Annotated in this window: 23 protein-coding genes; 9 read left to right on the top strand and 14 right to left on the bottom strand. The window is 61.4% G+C overall.

Annotated elements, in window-relative coordinates:
* Positions 1-29: 29 nt before the first annotated feature.
* Positions 30-764, top strand: coding sequence for a fumarate/nitrate reduction transcriptional regulator Fnr (gene fnr, locus ACLD1X_RS06095; RefSeq protein ID WP_007995802.1), 735 nt, complete (start codon positions 30-32; stop codon positions 762-764).
* A gap of 80 nt (positions 765-844) precedes the next feature.
* Complete coding sequence (locus ACLD1X_RS06090) at positions 845-1,393, top strand: adenine phosphoribosyltransferase (protein WP_025110354.1); 549 nt, start codon at positions 845-847, stop codon at positions 1,391-1,393.
* Positions 1,394-1,533: 140 nt separating this feature from the next.
* On the opposite strand, the gene ACLD1X_RS06085 is transcribed toward ACLD1X_RS06090, so the two are convergent.
* The 4 genes from ACLD1X_RS06085 to ACLD1X_RS06070 form a co-directional block, all read right to left on the bottom strand.
* Positions 1,534-2,682, bottom strand: a complete 1,149-nt coding sequence (locus ACLD1X_RS06085) for an acyl-CoA dehydrogenase family protein (protein WP_429366567.1) — start codon at positions 2,680-2,682, stop codon at positions 1,534-1,536.
* A 191-nt stretch (positions 2,683-2,873) separates the two neighbouring features.
* Entirely contained in the window at positions 2,874-3,476 is a 603-nt protein-coding gene (gene recR / locus ACLD1X_RS06080; protein WP_057396224.1) for a recombination mediator RecR, read from the bottom strand.
* 79 nt (positions 3,477-3,555) lie between these two features.
* Entirely contained in the window at positions 3,556-4,590 is a 1,035-nt protein-coding gene (locus tag ACLD1X_RS06075; RefSeq protein ID WP_429366566.1) for an NADP-dependent oxidoreductase, read from the bottom strand.
* Positions 4,591-4,730: 140 nt separating this feature from the next.
* Entirely contained in the window at positions 4,731-5,480 is a 750-nt protein-coding gene (locus ACLD1X_RS06070; protein WP_429366565.1) for a hypothetical protein, read from the bottom strand.
* Between the two features lie 219 nt (positions 5,481-5,699).
* Here ACLD1X_RS06070 and ACLD1X_RS06065 point away from each other — a divergent pair, with 219 nt between their 5' ends.
* Together ACLD1X_RS06065 and ACLD1X_RS06060 are read left to right on the top strand one after the other, a co-directional pair.
* A complete protein-coding gene (locus tag ACLD1X_RS06065; protein ID WP_429366564.1) occupies positions 5,700-6,521 on the top strand; it encodes an aldo/keto reductase in 822 nt (273 codons plus the stop codon).
* Positions 6,522-6,550: 29 nt separating this feature from the next.
* Entirely contained in the window at positions 6,551-7,021 is a 471-nt protein-coding gene (locus ACLD1X_RS06060; protein ID WP_429366563.1) for a DUF1810 domain-containing protein, read from the top strand.
* On the opposite strand, the gene ACLD1X_RS06055 is transcribed toward ACLD1X_RS06060, so the two are convergent.
* The gene (locus ACLD1X_RS06055) at positions 6,986-9,346 is read right to left on the bottom strand and encodes a DNA polymerase II (RefSeq protein WP_429366562.1); all 2,361 of its coding nucleotides are present in this window, start codon (positions 9,344-9,346) and stop codon (positions 6,986-6,988) included. The two genes, ACLD1X_RS06060 and ACLD1X_RS06055, sit on opposite strands and share 36 nt — an antisense overlap.
* 331 nt (positions 9,347-9,677) lie before the next feature.
* Between ACLD1X_RS06055 and ACLD1X_RS06050 the strand changes: the two genes are divergently transcribed.
* Positions 9,678-10,118, top strand: a complete 441-nt coding sequence (locus ACLD1X_RS06050; RefSeq protein WP_413423062.1) for a CBS domain-containing protein — start codon at positions 9,678-9,680, stop codon at positions 10,116-10,118.
* Between the two features lie 130 nt (positions 10,119-10,248).
* On the opposite strand, the gene ACLD1X_RS06045 is transcribed toward ACLD1X_RS06050, so the two are convergent.
* A complete protein-coding gene (locus tag ACLD1X_RS06045; RefSeq protein WP_429366561.1) occupies positions 10,249-10,872 on the bottom strand; it encodes a glutathione S-transferase in 624 nt (207 codons plus the stop codon).
* Positions 10,873-11,133: 261 nt separating this feature from the next.
* Between ACLD1X_RS06045 and ACLD1X_RS06040 the strand changes: the two genes are divergently transcribed.
* On the top strand, positions 11,134-11,652 hold the full coding sequence (locus tag ACLD1X_RS06040; RefSeq protein WP_429366560.1) for a phage infection protein: 519 nt from the start codon (positions 11,134-11,136) through the stop codon (positions 11,650-11,652).
* A 76-nt stretch (positions 11,653-11,728) separates the two neighbouring features.
* Here the strand turns inward: ACLD1X_RS06040 and ACLD1X_RS06035 are convergent, their stop codons facing one another.
* Positions 11,729-12,823 carry a DUF1615 domain-containing protein gene (locus ACLD1X_RS06035; protein ID WP_429366559.1) on the bottom strand — a complete coding sequence of 365 codons (1,095 nt, stop codon included), beginning with the start codon at positions 12,821-12,823 and terminating at the stop codon, positions 11,729-11,731.
* A gap of 137 nt (positions 12,824-12,960) precedes the next feature.
* Between ACLD1X_RS06035 and ACLD1X_RS06030 the strand changes: the two genes are divergently transcribed.
* A complete protein-coding gene (locus ACLD1X_RS06030; RefSeq protein ID WP_429366558.1) occupies positions 12,961-14,496 on the top strand; it encodes an FAD-dependent oxidoreductase in 1,536 nt (511 codons plus the stop codon).
* A 138-nt stretch (positions 14,497-14,634) separates the two neighbouring features.
* Here ACLD1X_RS06030 and hemB read toward each other — a convergent pair whose 3' ends face one another.
* Together hemB and ACLD1X_RS06020 are read right to left on the bottom strand one after the other, a co-directional pair.
* Positions 14,635-15,609 carry a porphobilinogen synthase gene (gene hemB, locus ACLD1X_RS06025; RefSeq protein ID WP_008021700.1) on the bottom strand — a complete coding sequence of 325 codons (975 nt, stop codon included), beginning with the start codon at positions 15,607-15,609 and terminating at the stop codon, positions 14,635-14,637.
* A 132-nt stretch (positions 15,610-15,741) separates the two neighbouring features.
* Positions 15,742-16,452: a glutathione S-transferase family protein gene (locus ACLD1X_RS06020; RefSeq protein ID WP_429366557.1), complete on the bottom strand. Its 711-nt coding sequence runs from the start codon at positions 16,450-16,452 to the stop codon at positions 15,742-15,744.
* Positions 16,453-16,822: 370 nt separating this feature from the next.
* Between ACLD1X_RS06020 and ACLD1X_RS06015 the strand changes: the two genes are divergently transcribed.
* The gene (locus ACLD1X_RS06015; RefSeq protein WP_429366556.1) at positions 16,823-17,494 is read left to right on the top strand and encodes a histidine phosphatase family protein; all 672 of its coding nucleotides are present in this window, start codon (positions 16,823-16,825) and stop codon (positions 17,492-17,494) included.
* A gap of 138 nt (positions 17,495-17,632) precedes the next feature.
* Here ACLD1X_RS06015 and mnmH read toward each other — a convergent pair whose 3' ends face one another.
* The 5 genes from mnmH to ACLD1X_RS05990 form a co-directional block, all read right to left on the bottom strand.
* The gene (gene mnmH, locus ACLD1X_RS06010) at positions 17,633-18,736 is read right to left on the bottom strand and encodes a tRNA 2-selenouridine(34) synthase MnmH (protein WP_429366555.1); all 1,104 of its coding nucleotides are present in this window, start codon (positions 18,734-18,736) and stop codon (positions 17,633-17,635) included.
* The gene (gene selD / locus ACLD1X_RS06005; protein ID WP_429366554.1) at positions 18,736-19,770 is read right to left on the bottom strand and encodes a selenide, water dikinase SelD; all 1,035 of its coding nucleotides are present in this window, start codon (positions 19,768-19,770) and stop codon (positions 18,736-18,738) included. Before selD ends, mnmH begins: the two co-directional genes overlap by 1 nt.
* Positions 19,771-19,947: 177 nt before the next feature.
* Entirely contained in the window at positions 19,948-20,904 is a 957-nt protein-coding gene (locus ACLD1X_RS06000) for a quinone oxidoreductase family protein (RefSeq protein ID WP_429366553.1), read from the bottom strand.
* A gap of 27 nt (positions 20,905-20,931) precedes the next feature.
* Positions 20,932-21,105 carry a DUF1427 family protein gene (locus ACLD1X_RS05995; protein WP_081997842.1) on the bottom strand — a complete coding sequence of 58 codons (174 nt, stop codon included), beginning with the start codon at positions 21,103-21,105 and terminating at the stop codon, positions 20,932-20,934.
* A gap of 104 nt (positions 21,106-21,209) precedes the next feature.
* Positions 21,210-21,989 (bottom strand): AraC family transcriptional regulator, encoded by a 780-nt coding sequence (locus tag ACLD1X_RS05990; protein WP_429366552.1) that lies wholly within the window; start codon positions 21,987-21,989, stop codon positions 21,210-21,212.
* A 147-nt stretch (positions 21,990-22,136) separates the two neighbouring features.
* Between ACLD1X_RS05990 and ACLD1X_RS05985 the strand changes: the two genes are divergently transcribed.
* Complete coding sequence (locus tag ACLD1X_RS05985) at positions 22,137-22,364, top strand: DUF6555 family protein (RefSeq protein ID WP_057714008.1); 228 nt, start codon at positions 22,137-22,139, stop codon at positions 22,362-22,364.
* The last annotated feature ends 32 nt before the right edge of the window (positions 22,365-22,396 follow it).

Raw genomic sequence — 22,396 nt, 5'->3', positions numbered from 1 at the left:
ATGTGTGAATTCCCACAAGGATTGAAGAAATGTCCGAGCCAGTAAAACTGCGCGCTCATAATCAAGCCCATTGCAAGGATTGCAGCCTGGCCCCTCTTTGCCTGCCACTTTCGCTGAATCTGGAAGACATGGATGCGCTGGACGAGATCGTCAAACGCGGCCGACCGCTGAAAAAAGGCGAATTCCTGTTTCGCCAGGGCGATACCTTCGATTCTGTCTACGCAGTCCGTTCTGGCGCCCTCAAGACCTTCAGCCTGAGCGACACCGGTGAAGAACAGCTCACCGGTTTCCACCTGCCCAGCGAGCTGGTCGGCCTGTCGGGCATGGACACCGAAAAGCACCCGGTGTCGGCACAGGCCCTGGAAACCACCTCGGTGTGTGAAATTCCCTTTGAACGCCTCGACGAACTGGCCCTGCAACTGCCGCAGTTGCGCCGTCAGTTGATGCGCGTGATGAGCCGCGAAATCCGTGACGATCAGCAAATGATGCTGCTGTTGTCGAAAAAGACCGCCGACGAACGCATCGCCACGTTCCTGGTCAACCTTTCGGCACGTTTTCGCGCCCGGGGCTTTTCCGCCAACCAGTTCCGCCTGAGCATGTCGCGCAACGAAATCGGCAACTACCTGGGCCTGGCGGTAGAGACCGTGTCCCGCGTCTTCACGCGCTTTCAGCAAAACGAACTGATCGCGGCAGAAGGCAAGGAAATCCGCATTATCGACCCGATCCAGCTGTGTGCCCTGGCCGGTGGCTCACTGGAAAGCTGAATCAAACCGTTGCGGCTGAGCGAAACGGTTCAGCCGCCGTTATACTGCGCCGTTTGCAGCCCTGCCAGGATTCTCCGACTATGGCCTTCGACTCCTTCGACATCAAATCCCTCATCCGCCCTGTCATCGACTTCCCGAAACCGGGTGTGATCTTTCGCGACATCACCCCGCTGTTCCAGTCACCCAAGGCCCTGCGCCTGGTGATGGACAGCTTCGCGCACCGTTACGTCGAGGCCGACTTCACCCACATCGGCGCCATGGACGCCCGTGGCTTCCTGATCGGTTCGGTACTGGCCTATCAGTTGAACAAGCCGCTGGTGCTGTTCCGCAAGCAAGGCAAGCTGCCGGCTGACGTGCTGGCCGAGGGCTATGCGACCGAATACGGCGAAGCCTTCCTGGAAGTGCATGCCGACAGTCTGTGCGAGGGCGATTCGGTGGTGATGTTCGATGACCTGATCGCGACCGGCGGCACCCTGATTGCCGCCGCAAACCTGATCCGCCGCATGGGCGCCCGGGTGCATGAAGCGGCGGCGATTATCGACCTGCCGGAACTGGGTGGCTCGCAGCGTCTGGAAGACATGGGTATTCCGACGTTCTGCCTGACGCAGTTTGCCCTGACCGACAAATAATCTGGCGCCTGTACTGACGCCTTCGCGAGCAAGCCCGCTCCCACATTGACCGCGTTCTGTCAGGCAGAATGCAATCCCCTGTGGGAGCGGGCTTGCTCGCGAATGGCGTCAGTGGCTACACCACTAAATTCAAGGTCGGCTCAAAGCCCCATCTGCTTGCTGATGATCTCGTTCATCACTTCCCGCGTCCCGCCGCCAATCGACAGGATCCGGTTGTCGCGGTACAGCCGCTCCACCAGACTCTCGCGCATGTAACCCAGCCCGCCGAGTATCTGTACCGCATCGGTGACGATCCGGTCTGCCGTATCGGTCGCAAAGTTCTTGGCCATGGATATCTCCTTGATCACGCTCTGCCCCGCCGCCATTTTCGCGGCCTGGCGATAAGTGAACTCCCGGGACACTTCCAGCCCGGTCGCCATCTCGGCGAGACGATGCCTGATCACCTGAAACTTGCCGATCGGTTTGCCAAAGGCTTCACGCTGGCGCGCCCACTTCAGGCTCTCCTCCAGCGCCAGCTGTGCGGTCATGTTGGCCATCAGCGCCAGGGCCAGGCGTTCACTCTGGAAATTGCCCATGATGCAGGCAAAGCCCATGTTCTCGGCGCCGATCAGATTTCCTGCGGGCACTCGGCAATCATCGAAGAACAGTTCAGCCGTATCAGACGCCCACCAGCCCATTTTCTTCAGTTGCCGTCCTACAGTGAAACCGGGCGTGCCTTTCTCGATCAGCAACAGGCTGATGCCAGCGAAACCTGGCTCGCCGGTTCGCACCGCCACGGTATAAAAATCCGCGCGTACGCCGCTGGTAATAAAGGTCTTGCTGCCACTGACCCGGTAAAAATCGCCCTCCCGCACGGCGCGGGTTTGCAGGTTGGCGACGTCGGAGCCGCCACCGGGTTCGGTGATGGCCAGGGCGCTGATCTTCTCTCCCGACAGCACCTGCGGCAGCACACGATCACGCACTTCGGGCCGGGCCCACTTGAGAATGGGCGGCAAGCCGATATCCAGCGAGCCCAGGCCGGCAACCAGGCCGCCCGAGCCGCAGCGCATCAACTCTTCACTGGCGGCCACCTTGGCGAACAGATCCCCTTCGTGGCTGCCGCCGTAAACTTCCGGGTAGCCGATGCCGAGAATCCCCGCCGCGCCGGCCTTGAGGTAGAGCTCGCGAGGAAAGCTTTCGGCTTCTTCCCACTGCTCGATATCAGGAAGAATCTCGCGCTCGACGAAACGTCTGACGCTGTCGCGGACCAATTGGTGGCTGGGGTCGAAGTATTCCGCAAAGGCAGGCATCGGCGAGCTCCACTGAAGGGGTCAGTGAAGTTAACCGAGCGCTTGCTTGGTTTTCAACAGGATTGTGTGAGTCAGTGAAACCGAGCTGCGCCCTTCGCGAGCAGGCTCGCTCCCACATTGGATTTGTTTACGCCACAGATCCCTTGTGGGAGCGAGCCTGCTCGCGAAGGCGTCTACCCGAACAACACAAATTACAGAGTGATCGGCTTGCGCCCGGCAAACGAATGCGCCAGCGTGCCGCCATCGACCAGCTCCAGCTCGCCACCCAGCGGTACGCCATGGGCGATACGCGAGGCGATCAGGCCTTTGCTGCTGAGCAGTTGGGCGATGTAGTGCGCGGTGGCTTCACCTTCCACGGTCGGGTTGGTGGCCAGGATGACTTCGGTGAACGTGCCGGCTTCTTCGATCCGTGCCATCAATTGCGGAATGCCGATGGCTTCCGGCCCTAGGCCGTCGAGCGGCGACAGATGGCCCTTGAGCACGAAATAGCGCCCGCGAAAACCGGTCTGCTCCACCGCATAGACGTCCATCGGGCCTTCCACCACGCAGAGCAAGGTGTCGTCGCGACGGGTATCGGCGCATTGCGGGCACAGGTCATCTTCCGTCAGCGTACGGCACAAGCGGCAGTGACCGACCCCTTCCATGGCCTGGCTCAGGGCCAGCGCCAGTCGCGAGCCGCCGCTGCGGTCACGCTCGAGCAACTGCAACGCCATGCGCTGGGCGGTTTTCTGACCCACGCCTGGCAAAATTCGCAGGGCGTCGATCAGTTGGCGAATCAAAGGGCTGAAGCTCATGGTGGAAAAGTCCGACAAAACAACGAGACGCGGTTTATACCCGCGCCTCGGTTGAGCGTCAAATTGCAGCGTCAATCACTCAGTTGCGGGAAACCCGAACCACCAGTTTGCCGAAGTTGTGTCCTTCGAGCATGCCGATGAACGCGTCGGGCGCCTGCTCCAGGCCATCGACCACGTCTTCGCGGAATTTCACCTTGCCATCACGTACCCAGGGCGCCATGGCACTGAGGAATTCCGGCTGGCGATCACCGTAGTCATCGAACACGATGAACCCCTGGATGCGCACCCGCTTGGTCAACAGGGTGCGCTGCAACAGCGGCAGGCGATCCGGCCCGCTCGGCGCCTCTGAGGCGTTATAGGAGGCAATCAGACCGCAGAGTGGAATCCGCGCCTTGGGATTGAGCAACGGCACCACGGCGTCGAACACTTTGCCGCCGACGTTTTCATAATAGATGTCGATGCCCTTGGGGCAGGCCTGTGCCAGCTCGTCAGCAAAATCCGGGCTCCTGTGATCGATGCAGGCGTCGAAGCCCAATTCGTCGACCACATAACGGCACTTTTGCGCGCCTCCGGCCACGCCGACCACGCGCAGCCCCTTGATCTTCGCCACCTGCCCGACCACGGAGCCCACTGCGCCGGACGCCGCGGCAACCACCAGGGTTTCGCCTGCCCTGGGCTGGCCGATGTCCATCAGGCCCATGTACGCGGTCATGCCCGGCATCCCCAGCACCCCAAGGGCCATCGAGGCACTTGGCAATCCCGACGGCACCGGGATGATGCTGCGTCCGTCATTGATGCTGTGGCTTTGCCAACCGGTGGCACCGACCACCAGATCACCTTCCTGGAACTTCGGATTGAGCGATCGCTCGACCCGGCTGACTGCCCCGCCGGTCATGACTTCGCCGATTTCCACCGGCGCGGCGTAGGAAGGTGCGTCACTCATGCGTCCGCGCATGTAGGGATCCAGCGACAGGAAAACAGTCTTGAGCAGTACCTGGCCATTGGCCAGGTCCGGCAGCGCCACCCGCTCCATGCGGAAGTTTTCCGGCGTTGGTGCGCCCACCGGGCGAGAAGCCAGGACAATGCGTTGATTGAGGGTCATGGGGTCGGACATGGCAGCGTCTCCTGTGATTGATGAGGTTTGGTGATATAGAGAGCAGACCAATGTGGCACTTGGGTGTTCGATGCGTTTTCAGTTGCACCGGAGTGACTTCATCGGACAAGCCCGCTCCCTGGAGGGAGGCTGTAGCGGATTCACTGGACCGGCAGGAAATTCAGGAACAGCAGACTCTGAGCATAGTTCAGGCCAATGCGCCGGTAACGCTCGTCAAGCACCTGGGTCAGCAGGTCCAGCCGGGCGACGATCTTGCCGAACTCGACGGCAAAGCTCAGGTTGCTGCCCTCCTCTGAGATCTCGTTGGAGAACAGCAAGGGCTGGCCCTCTTTGTCTTGTCGCTGACTGAGGATCCAGGTAGCGACCTCGATATTGCGTGCGGCATTGCTGACGAATACCGGGTTGATCGTATCCGTCATGTAGAACGCCAGGCGATTGCCATGGGCGGTCACCAGCATGCTGCCGATGGCATAGATGAACGCCCCGACCCGATCGCCGAGAAACTCGGGGCTCATGGCAAAACGCAGGGCTGCGAGGTCCTTCTTGCCGCCCAGGGTCGGTAACGGCTGCTGCAGTTCGATGGCCATGCGCACCTGCTTGCCGGCCGTACGGGCGTCAAGGAAGCCGGACTTTTTCAGCTCATCGGGGTTGCGCAGGTAGAGCTTGCCCATGAGCAGGTAAAGGCTGTCGAGGTTGTCGCGCATGGTCAGGGTGGCCATGCGGTCGACACTGGTTTGCAGGAACTCCTGGGGCTTGCCTTCGCGCATCTGGGTAAGGATGTCGCCGCCCTGTTGCTGGCTGCAACCGGTGACGAAGAACATCGACAGACCTGCCAGCAGCAGGCAACGACGACGGATGTTTGTACTGTTCGCGGGTGAAACTCGAGCCATGGGTTCTTGAACTTGGGCATGGGCCGACGGTGGGGATCGCCGCAGGCTGCCATGGATAGAGCCGGACATTTCGAAAAAGTGCAGTATCGGCACAGAGCAATCGATCACCGGCAAGGTGCAGTTCAAACAGATCGCCGCCTGCGACAACCTGGCGGGGGAACCGATTGACTATTCTGCTGCCCATTGATTTGACCATCGGCATTGATGAAGGAGGTTTGCATGCGCACGCTCGAATTGGCTGGCGCCAGGGTCCCGGTTATCGGCCAGGGGACCTGGCAGATGGGCGAAGACCGCTCGCGGCACAAGGAAGAAGTCGCGGCCCTGCGCCAAGGTATCGAACTGGGCATGAGCCTGATCGACACCGCTGAGATGTACGCCGAAGGTGGCGCCGAGGAAGTGGTCGGCGATGCCATCACCGGCCGGCGCGACAGCGTCTTCCTGGTCAGCAAGGTGTACCCGCACAACGCCAGCTGCCAGGGCATTCCCCAGGCGTGCGAGCGAAGCCTGCGCAGGCTCGGCACCGAGTATATCGACCTGTATCTGCTGCATTGGCGCGGCCAGTATCCGCTGGAGGAAACGGTCGAAGCCTTCGAGCGCCTGCGCGAAGCGGGCAAGATCGGTCGTTGGGGCGTGTCCAATTTCGACCTCGATGACATGCAGGAGCTGAACGCCCCGGCCTGTGCCACCAATCAGGTGCTCTACAATCTGCAACAGCGTGGCATAGAATTTGACTTGTTACCCTGGAGCCAACAGCAGCGGCTGCCGGTCATGGCTTATTGCCCGATCGGCCAGGGTGGAAAAATGCTCGCCAACGCCACCCTCGAACAGGTGGCATCCCGACATGACGTGACGCCAGCACAAGTGGCACTGGCCTGGATTCTGCGTCAGGACGACGTGATCGCCATCCCCAAAGCGGTCCGCCCCGAGCATGTGCAGCTCAACGCCCAAGCCGCCCGTTTGCAGCTTGAAGCCGGGGATCTGGAGGCGCTGGACCAAGCGTTTCACGCGCCACAACGCAAACAGCGGCTGGCCATGGTCTGAACCACCGCAGTCAGTCAGAGAGCTTCGCCATGAGAAGCACCGACCACCAGGATCCGTTCAATCTGCAACGCTTTCTCCAGGCTCAGGAACCGATATTCGACCGGGTTCAAACCGAGCTGAACAATGGGCACAAGCGCAGTCACTGGATGTGGTTCATCTTTCCGCAGTTTGCCGGGCTCGGCGGCAGCGAGATGTCGCGCCGCTATGCCATCCACTCGCGGGAAGAAGCATTGGCTTACCTTGAACATCCGTTGCTGGGCGCCCGGTTGCGTACCTGCACCCAGGAAGTGCTGAACATCCGGGAGCGTTCGGTGGCCGGGATTTTCGGTCATCCCGACGACCTGAAGTTTCACTCCTCGATGACCCTGTTTGCCCAGGTCGCCGCCGCCGACAGCCTTTTCCAGCAAGCCTTGAACCAGTACTTCCACGGCATCCTGGATGACTGGACCCTGTCGCTTCTGGATTCAAAACAGGCCCAGTTGCCCCCCAATCAGGGTTGAGAAGTCGTCGTCGACAAACGGCAGTATCGCGTCCGCCACCGGTTGCAGTTGCCGGGTTATGTAGTGATCGTAATCGATGGGCGCGCTGCGCACTTCCAGCGGCTCAGGGCCGGCAACGGTAATCACGTAGCTGATCCAGCCGCCATTCTGGTATTGCCGCGGACGACCCTGCCGGTCGTTGAACTCGTCGGCCAGGCGCGCCGCGCGCACGTGGGGCGGCACGTTACGCTGATAGTCATCGAGGCTGCGGCGCAGGCGTTTGCGGTAGATCAGCCGGTCATCGAACTCACCGGCCAGGGTCTTGCGCACGTAGTCACGCACATAATCCTGATAGGGCTTGCGCAGGAAGATCAGCGAATAGAGTTCCTGCTGGAATTGCCGGGCCAGCAGCGACCAGTCGGTGCGCACGGTTTCCAGGCCTTTGTAGACCATTTCGTCGCTGCCATCGGCACGGGTCACCAGGCCGGCGTAGCGCTTTTTACTGCCCTCTTCGGCGCCGCGGATGGTCGGCATCAGGAAGCGCTTGTAGTGGGTTTCGAACTGCAGTTCGAGAACGCTTTGCAAGCCGTACTCCTGCTGCACATGCTCACGCCACCACTGATTGACGTGCGCCACCAGCGCCTGGCCGATCTGCGCCGCCTCCTGCTGGCCATGGGCGCGACGCAGCCAGACGAAGGTCGAATCGGTATCGCCGTAAATCACTGCATGCCCCTGGGCCTCGATCAACTGGCGGGTGCGCAGCATGATCTCGTGCCCGCGCAAGGTGATGGACGACGCCAGACGCGTGTCGAAGAAGCGACAACCACTGGAGCCGAGTACACCGTAGAAGGCGTTCATGATGATTTTCAGCGCCTGGGACAGCGGAGCGTTGTGCTCGCGCTTGGCGGCTTCCCGACCTTCGGCCACCCGGGCGACGATGGAGGGCAGGCAATGCCGGGTGCGAGAAAAACGCGCGCCACGAAACCCCGGCACCGACTCGCTATCGTCCGGGTGTTTGAGCCCCTCGATCAGCCCCACGGGGTCAATCAGGAAGGTCCGGATGATCGACGGATAGAGGCTTTTGTAGTCGAGCACCAGCACCGATTCGTACAGCCCCGGTTGCGAATCCATGACAAAACCGCCAGGGCTGGCTTCGGGGGGCTTGCCGCCGAGGTTCGGCGCAACGAAACCCTGACGGTGCATCAGGGGCATATACAGGTGCGTGAACGCCGCCACCGAACCGCCCATGCGATCGGCCGGCAAACCGGTGACGCTGGCCCGCTCCAGCAGGAAGGTGAGCAACTCGGTCCTGGCGAAAATCCGCGTGACCAGCTCGCAATCCTTGAGGTTGTATTTGGCCAGCGCCGGTTTGTCCTCGGCGAACATGCGATTGATTTCGTCCATGCGCTGGTACGGGTTGTCGATGGACTTGCCCTCGCCGAGCAAGGTTTGCGCGACGTTTTCCAGGCTGAACGAAGGGAAACTCCAGGTCGCCGAGCGCAGGGCCTCGATACCGTCGATGATCAGGCGGCCAGCCGCAGAGGCGAAGTAGTGATTGCCGCTGCCGTGTTCGCGCCACTGCATTTCCTCGCCGTCACGCCCCAGCTTTAGCGGCACCGCCAGACGCCGGGCGTGTTCGTGAAGCACCCGCAAGTCGAACTGCACGACGTTCCAGCCAATGATCGCGTCGGGGTCGAACCGGGCAAACCATTCGTTGAGCTTTTTCAGCAACAGGGTCCGCGAATCGCAGTATTCGAGCTGGAAATCCACCTGGCTATCGTCGCCATTGGGCGGACCGAGCATGTACACCTGACGCTCGCCGCAACCTTCCAGGGCGATGGAATACAACTCGCCCTGGGCCGTGGTCTCGATGTCCAGTGACACCAGCTTGAGGCTTGGCCGGTAGCCGGGATCAGGTTTCATCTGTGCGTCGAGCAGCAGGCCCTCGGCATCCGGCGTGCCACTGAAGCGCACCGGCGCGGTGATGAAGCGCTCCATCATGTAGCGTTCCGGCGGGCGCACGTCGGCTTCGAACACCTCGACACCGGCCCGGCGCAGCGCGGTTTCCAGGCGGATCAACTGGCCATGTTGCTGGCAGTAAAGCCCGAGGACCGGGCGATGTTCGAAATCCAGCAGGGCCAGGGGCCTGAGCTCGACGTTCTTCTCGTCATGCAGAACGCTTTCGGCCGGCTGACGCTGCCCGGCAGGGATGAACGCCACCGAGGGTTGATGCGGCAAGCGGATGCGCCGGGGACCGCTGTCGGTCGCCAGCCAGAACTCGACTTCCGTACCGGCCGGGGTGTCGCGCCAATGCCGGGTCAGGACGAAGCCCTGCTGTAGATCCACCACTGCAAACCTCAACGTTGATTCAGAGGGGGATTCTACCCGTCATCGGTCGGGATAGCGCGTTTACCGCCGGTATCGGCGGTCAACATCAATCCTGTGGGAGCGGGCTTGCCCGCGAAAGCGGACTACCTGCCGACAAAGATGTTGGATGGGCTGGCCTCTTCGCGGGCAAGCCCGCTCCCACAGGTAATCCATTGGCCTGAAATCTGGGATTTGCCGAATAAAAACCGCCAAATGACGTTTTTTGCGTGTTGTCTGCCGCTTTCGCCCTTGCCCTGAACGCTTGCGTCTACGATGCTTCAAGGACAACGACAACACCCGAGTAACCACCATGAAAACCGTCGCCCAACTGCTCAAGCTCAAAGATCAGAAGAATCAGGAAGTGCATCAGATCAAACCCGATCACATGGTGCTTGAAGCGCTGATGAAGATGGCCGAGAAAAACGTCGGCGCCTTGCTGGTGGTGGACAATGATGAAGTGGTGGGCATCATCAGCGAGCGGGACTATGCGCGCAAACTGGTGCTGCACGGCCGTTCTTCGGTGGGCACGCCGGTGCGCGACATCATGGTTTCGCCGGTGATTACCGTCGACACCCATCAAACCGTGGATACCTGCCTTGGCATCATGTCCGACAAACGCCTGCGTCACTTGCCGGTGGTGGAAAACGGCAAGTTGATCGGCCTGCTGTCGATCGGTGACCTGGTCAAGGAAGCCATTGCCGAACAGGCGGAGCTGATTCGCCAGCTGGAACAGTACATTCGCGGGGAATAATAATTCGACACACCGAAGATCCCCTGTGGGAGCGGGCTTGCTCGCGAAGGCAGCTTATCATTCAACATCTACATTGACTGACACACTGCCTTCGCGAGCAAGCCCGCTCCCACATTTGGTTTTTGGGTGTTCAGGCCGGCCAATGCCGGGCGAACACCGGTGCCAGTGCCGAGTGGCGGTCGATGCGTTCCAGCCAGGCGAAGAACCCCGGCCGGGCAGTGCGCAAATGCTCCCGGCTGCCCGCCCATCGCGAGATCACCGCCGCCAGCACATCCAGGGCCCCAGGCTTCTCGCTGCCCAGGTACAGCTCGCCCGAGAACTGATCGGCAAACACCTCCCAACTCCGGTGCAGGTGCCGGCGGGCTCCGGCCATGAGGTTCTGCCTGGACGACTCGTCCGCTTCGACCAGCCAGCGTTCGGGGTAGTCAATGATGCCGATGGCCGCATAGCAATTGCTGACGATGTAGGCCAGGCCACGAATGGCCTGGTCCCGCTCGGCCGGGGCGTGCGGCAACAATCCCGATTTGGGGAAGGTCAGGCCGAGATGGATCAGGATTGCCGCGCTCTCGGTCAGGACGCCACCATTGGGTAACTGCAAGGTCGGAATCTGTTTCAGCGGATTGAGTTTCTCCAGCGCCTGGGCCGCCTCTGCAGACGTCTCGACATCGATGAAGCGATAAGGAATATCACAGAGTTCAAGGGCAGCCTCGATGGCCGCCGCCCCGGAGTTCTGATGACCGTAGAGCTGGTACATGAACGTCTCCTTGCACACCGCGATCTCTGCGGCGCCCCGTCAACCGTCCCGGCAGACGAACACGCCAGCTATCCAGTGTAGAAGCCGCCACCCGCCACGCAGCGACCGTCCGACGATTGCACCATCACGCTCACAAGAGGTATGGCATCGCACCTATCATTGCCGTCGATGTTCACCATCACCTCAATGAAGTTCTCTTAAAAAATCTGCGGCGTAACATCTGCTCCATACCAACCCATAAGCACCCCGGAGCACACCATCATGAAACGCCATACCCTCCTCAGCATCGCTTTCTCGGTTTTCGCAGTTAACGCTTTCGCCGCTACCCCTGCTCAACCTGTAGTCGCTGAAGGCGGCTCGGATCGTCTGATTGAAAGCCGTGTAGCCGAGGGTGGTTCCGATCGCCTGATCGAGAATCGTGTGGCTGAAGGCGGTTCGGATCGCCTGCTGGAAAAACGTGTTGCCGAAGGCGGTTCCGACAAGCTCCTGCAAAACCGTGTTGCTGAAGGCGGTTCTGACAAACTGCTGCAAAACCGCGTCGCTGAAGGCGGCTCCGACAAACTGCTGCAGAACCGCGTCGCCGAAGGCGGTTCCGACAAGCTCCTGCAAAACCGTGTTGCTGAAGGCGGTTCTGACAAACTGCTGCAAAACCGCGTCGCTGAAGGCGGCTCCGACAAACTGCTGCAGAACCGCGTCGCTGAAGGCGGTTCCGATAAGCTCCTGCAAAACCGCGTTGCCGAAGGCGGTTCGGATCGCCTGATCGAAAGCCGCGCAGTCTGAATGCAGTGCTTTACCGCAGGACCCAACGAAAACCCGGCCTCACCCGCCGGGTTTTTCATGTTTGTTTACCCCGCGTTTACTTCCCTGCCCGAGCCATGCAGCGCTGGTAACGTTCATCGACCCGCTTGGCGAACCACGCGGTGGTGAGTTTGCGGGTGATTTTCGGGCTTTGCAGCACGATCCCCGGCAACACTTCACGGGGCAGCGGCCGGCCTTCGGCCCGTTCGGCCAGCTCGAAAACCCGCCGATAGAGTTTGCTGTCTTCGAACGCCAGGGTTTTGCCCTCCTCCAGTTGCTCCCGGATCGTCGGATTGCGCATGTCCAGCTGCCTGCCAAGGCTACGCACGGCCAGTTCCGTGGTGCCGGGCAGGATCGAACCGTAGTTCACCAGGTCGCCATCCAGCGCCAGCGGGATACCGGAGGCCCGGCTCACCGCGTTCTGAAACGCGGCGTTGCGGCTGGCGTACCAACCCGCGTTGAAATCCGCAAAACGGTACAGCGGCTGCGGATAGCTCACCGGGTAGCCAAGCAGATGCGCGATACCGAAATACATGCCGCCGCGCCGGGTGAACACTTCATGGCGAATCGAGCCCTGCACCGGGTACGGATAGCCCTTGGCCTGCTGCTCGGCAAAATCAATCGCGACCTGCATCGGCCCGCCGGTATGCACGGGATTGAAGCCACCGAACAGTTTTTTGCCCATCGGGACCATGCCGATGAAATCGTCGAAAATGGCGCTCAGTTCCTTTTCGCTGTGCGCGGCATTCAGGCGCTCGCTGTAGCTTTTGCCATTGGGCGAATCGAGCATTAACGCTCCGCTCACCAGCAGGCCAGGAATGTGTGCCTTGGCGGCGCGACGGTCGATCTCGTCGCGGGCGATCTTGCCCAGCCCCGGTACGCTCGGATCGACCTGAAAGGTCGACTCCTGCTCGGTCACGGCCAGCACCGAGCACAGGTTTTTCGTGGTCGGCGAGATGTCCTGCGCGGTAAACGCCACCTGGATATCCGTGGCCCAACCCTGGGGATCGGCCGCTTTCGCCGGCAGCAGACGCACAATCTCGGCCTTCACTTCGGCCGGGCTGCGCGCCGCCGGCTCCTGGGTCCGTTGGCTGCCGCAACCGGCCAGTACCAGCAAGGCGGCGATGCTTGAAATCAATCGGTTGGCTTGCATGTCGTTCCATCTGATCCGTTGGTCCGGGCCAACCATACGACCAATGGCATGCCAACGGCTACGGCCGCGGTAGCCCGATGGTTGCCGCGCTCCCCGACTGGACCATACTTTATCCACGTAGCGAGGAGGACAGGCTCATGCACCGCAGCGACGTGTTGATCATCGGCGCCGGCCCGACCGGGTTGGTCCTGGCGTTGTGGCTGAGCAAACTGGGCGTGCGCGTGCGGATTCTCGACAAAACCTCGGCCCCCGGCACCACCTCCCGGGCGCTGGCCGTCCAGGCGCGGACGCTGGAGCTGTATCGCCAGCTCGGCCTGGACGACGCCGTGGTGCAAAATGGCCATCGGGTGACGGCCGGCAACTTCTGGGTCAAGGGCGAACCCGTGGCGCACTTGCCGCTGAGCCAGATTGGCGAGGGGCTGACACCCTACGCTTTTCTCGAGATATACCCGCAGGACGAACACGAACGGCTGCTGATCGAGCGCCTGGAAACCTTCGGTATCGTGGTGGAACGCAACACCGAACTGACAGGCTTCGAGCAAACCGCAGACGGCATCACGGCCACGCTGCACCTGCCCGATGGTCAACAGGAAATCTGCCAGGCCTGTTACCTGGCCGGGTGCGACGGTGCCCGGTCGATCGTGCGCAAGACCCTGGATACAGGGTTTCCCGGCGGCACCTACCAGCAGATTTTCTACGTCGCCGACGTGCAGGCCAGCGGCCCGACGTTCAACGGCGAACTGCATGTGGATCTCGACGAGGCGGACTTCCTTGCCGTATTCCCGCTGGGAGACAGTGGTCGTGCCCGCCTGATCGGCACCGTGCGCGACGAGCGCGCCGAACACGCCGAGACCCTGCGTTTCGAGGACGTCAGCAGCCGGGCCATCGAGCATATGAAGGTGCAGATCGAGCAGTTGAACTGGTTCTCGACCTACCGCGTGCATCACCGGGTAGCCGATCATTTTCGCAACGGCCGGGCGTTTTTACTGGGTGATGCTGCCCACGTCCACAGCCCGGCGGGTGGCCAGGGCATGAACACCGGAATTGGCGATGCCATCAACCTGGCCTGGAAACTGGCGGCCGTGTTGAGCGGTGCGGCCGAGGCCAGACTGCTCGACACCTATGAAACCGAGCGCATCGCCTTCGCCCGCAGACTGGTGGCCACCACTGACCGGGTATTCAACTTCGTCACCGCCGAGGGGCGGATCGCCGATTTGCTGCGCACACGCCTGGCACCGCTCTTGTTACCGAAAATTACCTCGTTCGAAACCTCCCGCGAATTCCTGTTTCGCACGGTGTCGCAGATCACCCTGAACTATCGGGGCATGCCCTTGAGCGCAGGTATTGCCGGGCACGTGCATGGCGGTGATCGCCTGCCCTGGGCCCATGACGGTGAGGGAGATAATTTTGAATCGCTCAAGTGCCTGACCTGGCAGGTGCATGTCTATGGCGACACCAGCGACGAGATGATTGCCTGGTGCCACGAGCACCATCTGCCACTGCACGTGTTCGACTGGCGTCCGGCGTTTGAGGCGGCGGGACTGGGGCGCAACGGGTTTTATCTGCTGCGGCCCGATACCTATGTGGCGATCGCCGAGACGTGCTCGGACCCGAAAGTGATCGAACGGTACTTGCGTGACCGCGGGATACGGCCGTTCTTTGGCGCGCCCTGAGAACACTACATCCCTCCCTTGTAGGAGCGAGCCTGCTCGCGATGGACTCAAGGGCGCCGCGTTTAGTCAGTAAACACGCGTCATCGTTAACGACCATCGCGAGCGAGCTCGCTCCTACAGGGGGATATGCGCTGGTACCTAGATCCCGGCCAGCGCCAGGTCCATCGCAAAGTACGTAAAGATCAGGTCGGCCCCGGCACGCTTGATCGCCCCCAGGCTCTCGCGCACCACGCGGTCTTCATCGATGGCCCCGGCCTGGGCGGCAAACTTGATCATCGCGTACTCACCGCTCACCTGATACGCCGACAGCGGCAGACGCGAGGCTTCGCGAATGTCGCGGATGATGTCCAGGTAGGCACCGGCCGGCTTGACCATCAGCGCATCGGCGCCTTCCTGTTCGTCGAGCAACGATTCGCGCACCGCTTCGCGGCGGTTCATCGGGTTCATCTGGTAGCTTTTGCGATCGCCCTTGAGTGCACTGCCACCGGCCTCGCGGAACGGGCCATAGAGCGCCGAAGCGAATTTGGTCGAATAGGCCATGATCGCCGTCTGGGTAAAGCCGGCGTCATCCAGGGCGCGGCGAATCGCCTGGACTTGCCCGTCCATCGCCGCCGACGGGGCGATCACATCGGCACCGGCACGGGCCGCCGCCACCGCTTGCCTGCCGAGGTTGATCAGGGTCTGGTCATTGTCGACTTCATGGTTGTGCAACACGCCGCAATGGCCGTGGTCGGTGTATTCGCAAAAGCAGGTGTCGGACATCACGATCATTTCCGGCACCGCATCCTTGGCAATGCGCGACATGCGCGAGACCAGGCCGTCATCGCGCCAGGTGTCGCTGCCGCTGCTGTCCAGGTGATGGGACACGCCGAAGGTCATCACCGACTTGATCCCGGCACGGGCATAGCGCTCGATCTCGCCGGCCAGTTTCGACTCGGGAATGCGCATTACACCGGGCATGCTCTTGATCGGCACGAAGTCGTCGATCTCTTCTTCGACGAAAATCGGCAGCACCAGATCGTTCAGGCTGAACTCGGTCTCCTGGAACAGGCTGCGCAGGCTCGCATTGCGGCGCAGACGGCGTGGGCGTGCTTCGGGGAACTGACTGGACATGGGTATTCCTGAATTTCAGAGGACGAAATGTGGGAGCGGGCTTGCTCGCGAAGGCGGAGTGTCAGGCGACATTTATAGTGGCTGACCCACCGCCTTCGCGAGCAAGCCCGCTCCCACAGGTTATGCGGTGGATCAGCTGGAGACGGGACTTGGTATCTGCAACCCGCGCACCACCGCCGGCCGCGCCAGGAAGCGTTCCAGCACCCGCGTGACATTAGGGAAGTTCTGGATGCCCACCAGATCGCCGGCTTCATAGAAGCCGATCAGGTTGCGCACCCACGGGAAGGTGGCGATGTCGGCGATGGTGTAGCGTTCGCCCATGATCCAGTCGCGCCCTTCAAGGCGGCCATTGAGCACACCGAGCAGGCGTTTGCTTTCCTCGACGTAGCGGTCACGGGGACGCTTGTCTTCGTAGTCCTTGCCGGCGAATTTGTTGAAAAACCCGAGTTGGCCGAACATCGGGCCAACGCCGCCCATCTGGAACATCAGCCACTGAATCGTTTCGTAGCGCGCTGCCGATTCCTGGGCCAGCAGTTGTCCGCTCTTGTCGGCCAGGTAGATCAGGATCGCTCCCGACTCGAACAGCGCCAGCGGCTTGTCGTCCGGACCGTGGGGATCGAGGATTGCCGGGATCTTGTTGTTGGGATTGAGGGAAAGAAACTCCGGGGACATCTGGTCGTTGGTGTCGAAGCCTACCCGGTGAGGTTCATACGGCAGGCCGATCTCTTCGAGCATGATCGAGACCTTGACGCCATTGGGGGTCGGCAAGGAGTACAGCTGAATCCACTCCGGGTACTGGACCGGCCATTTGCGGGTGATGGGAAATGCGGACAAATCGGTCATGGGCTGGATCCACGAAGACATTGAGAGTGACGATCATAATGGAGATATCGGCGCAGCGATCCCTTGCAGCCATTAATCTCGCTGATAGAAGAGATCAAAAGAGATCACGACCGTTTCAACACCATCCGGTGTAGCGTGTCCACAATTTGGCAACATCCTGTCGATAACCTTCACTGCAAATCGTTGAAGGTTACCGGTACATTGCCGCACCCTCGACCGGAATCGAACCAAAACGGGTTCAGAGGACTCTGAGCACCATCGCTTTGAGAACAGACCGGTTTCATTGACATGGAAATCACCCGACGCAGGAACATCGTGGTGTATAAGGTTTGTCAGCCTTAACCGAATTGCGCTGAAGAACCCTATATTCATGAATTTGTCCAATCTTGCCAAACGCTTCAGACATCGCGCCTACCTGCTGCTGCCCGTCTTGCTGGCGGTCAGTGCGGTGTTCCTGTCGCTGGAGGCCAGTCAAAGCCGCGCCCAACAGCTGGATGGCACCCAGACACTGGTCTTCCTGCGCCACGGGGAAAAACCCGCCGGTGGCCTGGGCCAGCTCAATTGCCAGGGGTTGAACCGCGCCATCGACCTGGCGACGTTGCTGCCGGAAAAGTTTGGCAAGGCCAACTATGTGTTTGCCGCAAACCCGACCCGTAACGTCGAGGAAGGCGAGTTCGACAATTCCTACAGTTACATTCGTCCCCTGTTGACCATCAGCCCCAGCGCCATCAAGCTCGGCCTGCCGGTGAACATCAATTTTTCCGCCAATGACACCGATGACCTGGCTGAAGAGCTGCTTCAAGACAAGTATCACAACTCGGTCATCTACACCGCCTGGTCACACGGCTACCTGCCGGAGCTGATCAACACGGTGGCCGGCGAAGCCACCGGCAAGAAAATGTCCATCGTGGAAGACTGGGAATCCAGCGATTATGACTCGCTGTATGTGCTCACCCTGACCTGGCACAACGGCAAGGCCAGCTTGCAGAGCCATGTGTACAAGCAAGGCCTGGATAATGGCCCGCAAACCTGCCCGACCTGAGGTTGCGCACTGCCTGCTCGGGCCCCTTCGCGAGCAAGCCCGCTCCCACATTTAATCAGCGGCGGTCACAAAGTTTGTGTTCGCTGGAGATCGAATGTGGGAGCGGGCTTGCTCGCGAAGGGGCCAGTAAAACCTACATCACTTCCGTTGATTCACTCGCTCACGCAGATACTCGAGAACCGCCCCCCGCTCTCCGGCAAACTCGATCCGCGCGTCTTTCTTCTCCCGCTGAAACGCATACATCGGATCGTAATACTCGCGCAGCAACCCTTCGATCCAGCCCCGGTGCAGATCCACCGCGCCACTGCGGGCCTGCTCCGCCAATGCCTCTTCCATCAAAACCAGCATGCGCCGATGACGCTCGCCACCCAGGCGTTTCTGCACATTGTTGAGGCTCTCCAGCAACCGTTCGGAAAACAGCGCAATGCCCTCCTCGCCATGTACGTCGATGAATTCTGCGCACAGATCCACCACGTAATCGCGAAGGATCCGCTCGACCCGACCTTCCAGGCTGTCTTCCAGCCACACCATCGGAAACTGCTGCATGCCCTGGTACAGCGGCAACGGCAACGCACAACTGCCCACCGCGCGGCTTTCGTCTTCCAATACGAACTGCTCGATGCCACTGGCGCGTTTTTTCAGCACATCCACGGCCAAACGGTTTTCGAAGTCGATGTTCGATGGCTGGCCCGTGGCGCGCTTGCCGAAACTGGAACCGCGATGGTTGGCATGACCTTCAAGGTCCACGCTGTTGCCCAATTGCTTGAGCACTTCGGTCTTGCCAGTGCCGGTCATGCCGCCCAACAGGACGAAATCACACTGGGTCACCGCTTGATCGAGGGTGTCCAGCAGGAAGGTACGCATGGCCTTGTAGCCGCCGCCCACCCGTGGGTAATCGATGCCCGCCTCGTCCTTGAGCCATTGCTGGACTATCTGCGAGCGCAGGCCGCCGCGAAAGCAATACAGCAGGCCATCCGGATGCGCCCGGGCAAAATCGGCCCAGGCCTGGATGCGTTCGGCCTTGACCGCGCCCGACACCAGTTGATGCCCCAGTTCGATAGCCGCCTGCTGGCCATGCTGCTTGTAGCACGTGCCGACCCGCTGGCGTTCAAGGTCACTCATCAACGGCAGGTTGATCACACCGGGAAATGCGCCCTTGTTGAATTCGACGGGCGCGCGGGCGTCCATCATGGGCCGGTCGTTGAGGAAGATGTCGCGGTAATCGCTGCAGTCGACTGACATCAAAACACCTCGACCGCGTTGCCCTGTCGCTCGACCAGTTCACCGATCGGTTCCAGGCTCAGGCCCAGTTCGGCGGCCACCGCGAGAAACTGCTCGTTGCCTTGCGGCGTGACGGCAATCAGCAGGCCGCCACTGGTCTGCGGATCGCAAAGCACGCGTTTGTGCAGTTCCTGCAGCCGCCCGAGCTTGCTCGCATAGCTGTCGAAATTGCGCAGCGTGCCGCCCGGTACGCAGCCCTGTTCGAGGTAATACTCGACACCCGGCAAGCGCGGCACGCGGTCATATTCGATACGCGCCGTGAGCTGGCTGCCGTCGGCCATTTCCACCAGGTGCCCGAGCAGGCCGAAACCGGTGACATCGGTCATCGCGGTTACGCCGTCGAGCTTGCCGAAACGGCTGCCGGGCTTGTTCAGGGTGCACATCCAGTCCCGGGCCAGACCGATGTCGGCATTGCGCAACTTGCCCTTTTTCTCGGCCGTCGTAAGGATGCCGATGCCCAGGGGCTTGGTGAGATAGAGCAGGCAACCGGCCGTGGCGGTGTCATTGCGCTTCATGTGGCGCTTTTGCACCAGACCGGTGACGGCCAGGCCAAAGATCGGCTCTGGCGCGTCGATGGAGTGCCCACCGGCCAGCGGGATGCCCGCCTCGTCACACACCGAACGGCCACCGCGAATCACCTCCCGGGCAATTTCCGGGGCCAGCACGTTCACCGGCCAGCCGAGAATCGCAATAGCCATCAACGGATCGCCGCCCATCGCATAGATGTCGCTGATGGCATTGGTGGCGGCAATTCGACCGAAGTCGAAGGGATCGTCGACGATCGGCATGAAAAAATCCGTGGTCGAGACCACTCCGCGCTCTTCGTCGATGGCATACACCGCCGCATCGTCGCGCGAGGCGTTGCCGACCCAGAGTTTCGGGTCGAGGTTCTGCGCCCCGCTGCCGGCGAGGATCACTTCCAGCACCTGGGGGGAAATCTTGCAACCGCATCCAGCGCCGTGGCTGTATTGGGTCAGGCGAATCGGCTCGCTCATGGGGGTACCTCATTGGGTCAATGAGGCCGATTCTAGCAGAGCGAGGTATGGGCAAGGCGTTGCGCGGCCACGGATCTTGTGGGAGCGGGCTTGCTCGCGAAGGGGGCATCACAACCAACACCCCTGCCGCCTGACACTCCGCTTTCGCGAGCAAGCCCGCTCCCACATTGATCGTGGTTATGGCAGCAGAATCACCTTGTCGCCACTACCCTGATTCACTTCGGCATAACGCTCCAGACCCTCGGCCAATGGCGACTCGAACAAGCCCTGCGGCAACGGCAACAGGTCCTGATCGAAGAACCGGCCAAACTGCTCGAGCATCGCCGCACACGCCTGGACCCCGTACAGCAAGGAGTTGATCCCCACCACCGAGCCACCCTTGCGGTACAACGCCAGGGCCGGCAACTGCACGTGACCGTCCACGGGCGCGGCGATGATCGCGATGCGGCCGAATGCGGCCAGGGCCGGCACCGAGGCCGGCAGCCAGAACCCGGTGGTGTCGAAAATCACGTCGGCACCGCCGCTAAAGACAGCGTTGACCTGAGCCCCGAGGTCTTCGGGTTTATCCAGTTGCAGGGTCTGGTAGCCCTGGTCCTGCAAGTCCTTGACCTGTTCGGGACGCCGCGCGGCCGCCAGCACCCGGGCACCGCGCACCTTGGCCAAGGCCAGCGCGGCACTGCCGACCGCCCCGCCGCCGATGACCAGCAAGCGGGTTTCGGCGGTCACCAGGCTGCGTTCCAGCGCATCCCACGCCGTGGTGTACGGCACGCCGAGGCTGGCGGCCTGGGCGAAGCTCAGGTGCGTGGGTTTGAGCGCCACGCCTTTGGCCGGCAGCTTGACGAACTGCGCGTGGGAACCGTCGGCGAAAAAACCCAGTTCCTTGCCCGTGCCCCAGACTTCCTGACCGATCAACGCCTGCGGGCCGGCCACGACCACACCGGCAAAATCGCGACCGGGAATCCGCGGCAGCGTGGTGTAGGGAAAACGTCCCAGCACGTTTTTCACATCGCTGGGGTTGAGGCCAGCGGCCTTGATCTCGACCAGCACTTCATCGGCACCGGGAACAGGAGTAGGTACCTCGACATAGCGCAGGGCCGAGAGATCACCGGTTTTATCGAATTGCAGAGCTTTCATGGGCGTATCCATCGAGTCAAAGAGGGTTCAGGAGATCCAGCCAGCCACCAGCTCTCGTCCCATCGGCCAGAGCTTTTCACCGGCGAGCATGCCGAGCAGGCCCACCAGCGCGATGGCCGGCGGTGCGGGGGAACGAAAATCCAGAGCGCCGTAGAGCAGACCGACGCCCAGGCCGATGGCCAGTGAAATGAGATAATTCACGGCAGACTCCAGGGCAATTGAGGTATGCGCTGAGTCTAGAGGGCGCAGCCTGCGAGCATCGGTCAAGTGCTTCTGAATTTCGGCCAAAACATGGCCCGGCGAATTCAGCCTTGGCGTTGCGCCGCCGGAAACTGTGAAGGGGCAACCCCCAATTCACGACGGAACATGTCACTGAAACTGCTCGGCGAATAACCCAGCTCCCGGGCAATCGCGCTGACCGGTACGCCCTGGATCAACTCGGCCACCGCCGTCGCCAGTTGCACCTGACGCCGCCACTCGGCGAAGCCCATGCCCAAACCGTCCTTGAACAACCGCGCCAGGGTCCGCACGCTGGCACCGGCGGTTTCCGCGTGCTGTTCGAACGGAATATCCAGCGAAGGCGCCGACATGACCGCCTGGCACAGGTTCATCAGCCGTCGGTCGGAATCGTCCGGCAGCGGGATCTTCAGCAGCGAACGCCTGGCACGCTTGAGCTCCAGCAGCGCCAGGCCCACCAGCGCGTCGTAATACTCGGGCGGCCCGTCGTTGCCCTGCTCCACCAGGCCGACGATCAGCTCGCGCAGCAAGCCACCAACCTCGATGACTTGCACGCTGTCATCCAGGGTCGCCGCCAGGGACGGGCGCAAGTAGATATTGCGCATTTGCAGGTCGGACACCACGCGAATCCCGTGGGGCACGCCGGGCGGCAGCCACACCGCCCGCTGCGGCGGCACCACCAGCGCCTCGTGGGGCGTCTCGACCCACATCACCCCGCTCATCGCATACAGCAACTGCCCCCAGACGTGCTCATGGGGCTCGATGTACAACCCGCGTGGATAGGTGCGGGCCAGCGGCTGCACGGGCACATCGGTGTCACTCAGGTCAGGCGGTGCGGCGAGGGCCATGGTCAATGTTCATTGGGGGGACGGGAAGATTGCATGGTAACGGGGCACCGGATTTGTCGCCAGCAACCGCCGCCGTCCGACAATCCGAGTGAATTTTCCCGCTGGCACGCGATCCTTCTATGTACAACAGGGAGGAACCGGGGTTTTATGAACAGCGCAAAATTATTCGTCATCGAGTACACGCTCCATGGCGCTCCAAAGTCTTTCATTATCCGACTGGAAAAAATGGATAACGCCGAAGCCTGGCATTGGGCGAGCTGTGACGCTGGGGTGGGGCGAATCCCCCGGTTTGGACGCGAGAAGGTGCAAAAGACCAGCAAGCCGATGGCTGAGAAATTCGGCGTGGAAAACGTCAAGTGGCGGCCGGCGAACTAATCTCTGGCAACCATCAGGTTCGGGGGGAAGGA

The organism is Pseudomonas sp. 18173 (assembly GCF_050432945.1).
In the GTDB taxonomy this organism is placed as follows: Bacteria; Pseudomonadota; Gammaproteobacteria; order Pseudomonadales; family Pseudomonadaceae; genus Aquipseudomonas.
Note: the sequence above shows the minus strand (reverse complement) of the source record. Positions and strands in the feature narration are given on the sequence as shown.

Bases quoted from the DNA above. Each gene is read 5' to 3' on its own strand.
- fnr (WP_007995802.1), top strand. From the start codon at position 30: ATGTCCGAGCCAGTAAAACTGCGCGCTCATAATCAAGCCCATTGCAAG.
- ACLD1X_RS06090 (WP_025110354.1), top strand. From the start codon at position 845: ATGGCCTTCGACTCCTTCGACATCAAATCCCTCATCCGCCCTGTCATC.
- ACLD1X_RS06085 (WP_429366567.1), bottom strand. From the start codon at position 2,682: ATGCCTGCCTTTGCGGAATACTTCGACCCCAGCCACCAATTGGTCCGC.
- recR (WP_057396224.1), bottom strand. From the start codon at position 3,476: ATGAGCTTCAGCCCTTTGATTCGCCAACTGATCGACGCCCTGCGAATT.
- ACLD1X_RS06075 (WP_429366566.1), bottom strand. From the start codon at position 4,590: ATGTCCGACCCCATGACCCTCAATCAACGCATTGTCCTGGCTTCTCGC.
- ACLD1X_RS06070 (WP_429366565.1), bottom strand. From the start codon at position 5,480: ATGGCTCGAGTTTCACCCGCGAACAGTACAAACATCCGTCGTCGTTGC.
- ACLD1X_RS06065 (WP_429366564.1), top strand. From the start codon at position 5,700: ATGCGCACGCTCGAATTGGCTGGCGCCAGGGTCCCGGTTATCGGCCAG.
- ACLD1X_RS06060 (WP_429366563.1), top strand. From the start codon at position 6,551: ATGAGAAGCACCGACCACCAGGATCCGTTCAATCTGCAACGCTTTCTC.
- ACLD1X_RS06050 (WP_413423062.1), top strand. From the start codon at position 9,678: ATGAAAACCGTCGCCCAACTGCTCAAGCTCAAAGATCAGAAGAATCAG.
- ACLD1X_RS06045 (WP_429366561.1), bottom strand. From the start codon at position 10,872: ATGTACCAGCTCTACGGTCATCAGAACTCCGGGGCGGCGGCCATCGAG.
- ACLD1X_RS06040 (WP_429366560.1), top strand. From the start codon at position 11,134: ATGAAACGCCATACCCTCCTCAGCATCGCTTTCTCGGTTTTCGCAGTT.
- ACLD1X_RS06035 (WP_429366559.1), bottom strand. From the start codon at position 12,823: ATGCAAGCCAACCGATTGATTTCAAGCATCGCCGCCTTGCTGGTACTG.
- ACLD1X_RS06030 (WP_429366558.1), top strand. From the start codon at position 12,961: ATGCACCGCAGCGACGTGTTGATCATCGGCGCCGGCCCGACCGGGTTG.
- hemB (WP_008021700.1), bottom strand. From the start codon at position 15,609: ATGTCCAGTCAGTTCCCCGAAGCACGCCCACGCCGTCTGCGCCGCAAT.
- ACLD1X_RS06020 (WP_429366557.1), bottom strand. From the start codon at position 16,452: ATGACCGATTTGTCCGCATTTCCCATCACCCGCAAATGGCCGGTCCAG.
- ACLD1X_RS06015 (WP_429366556.1), top strand. From the start codon at position 16,823: ATGAATTTGTCCAATCTTGCCAAACGCTTCAGACATCGCGCCTACCTG.
- mnmH (WP_429366555.1), bottom strand. From the start codon at position 18,736: ATGTCAGTCGACTGCAGCGATTACCGCGACATCTTCCTCAACGACCGG.
- selD (WP_429366554.1), bottom strand. From the start codon at position 19,770: ATGAGCGAGCCGATTCGCCTGACCCAATACAGCCACGGCGCTGGATGC.
- ACLD1X_RS06000 (WP_429366553.1), bottom strand. From the start codon at position 20,904: ATGAAAGCTCTGCAATTCGATAAAACCGGTGATCTCTCGGCCCTGCGC.
- ACLD1X_RS05990 (WP_429366552.1), bottom strand. From the start codon at position 21,989: ATGGCCCTCGCCGCACCGCCTGACCTGAGTGACACCGATGTGCCCGTG.
- ACLD1X_RS05985 (WP_057714008.1), top strand. From the start codon at position 22,137: ATGAACAGCGCAAAATTATTCGTCATCGAGTACACGCTCCATGGCGCT.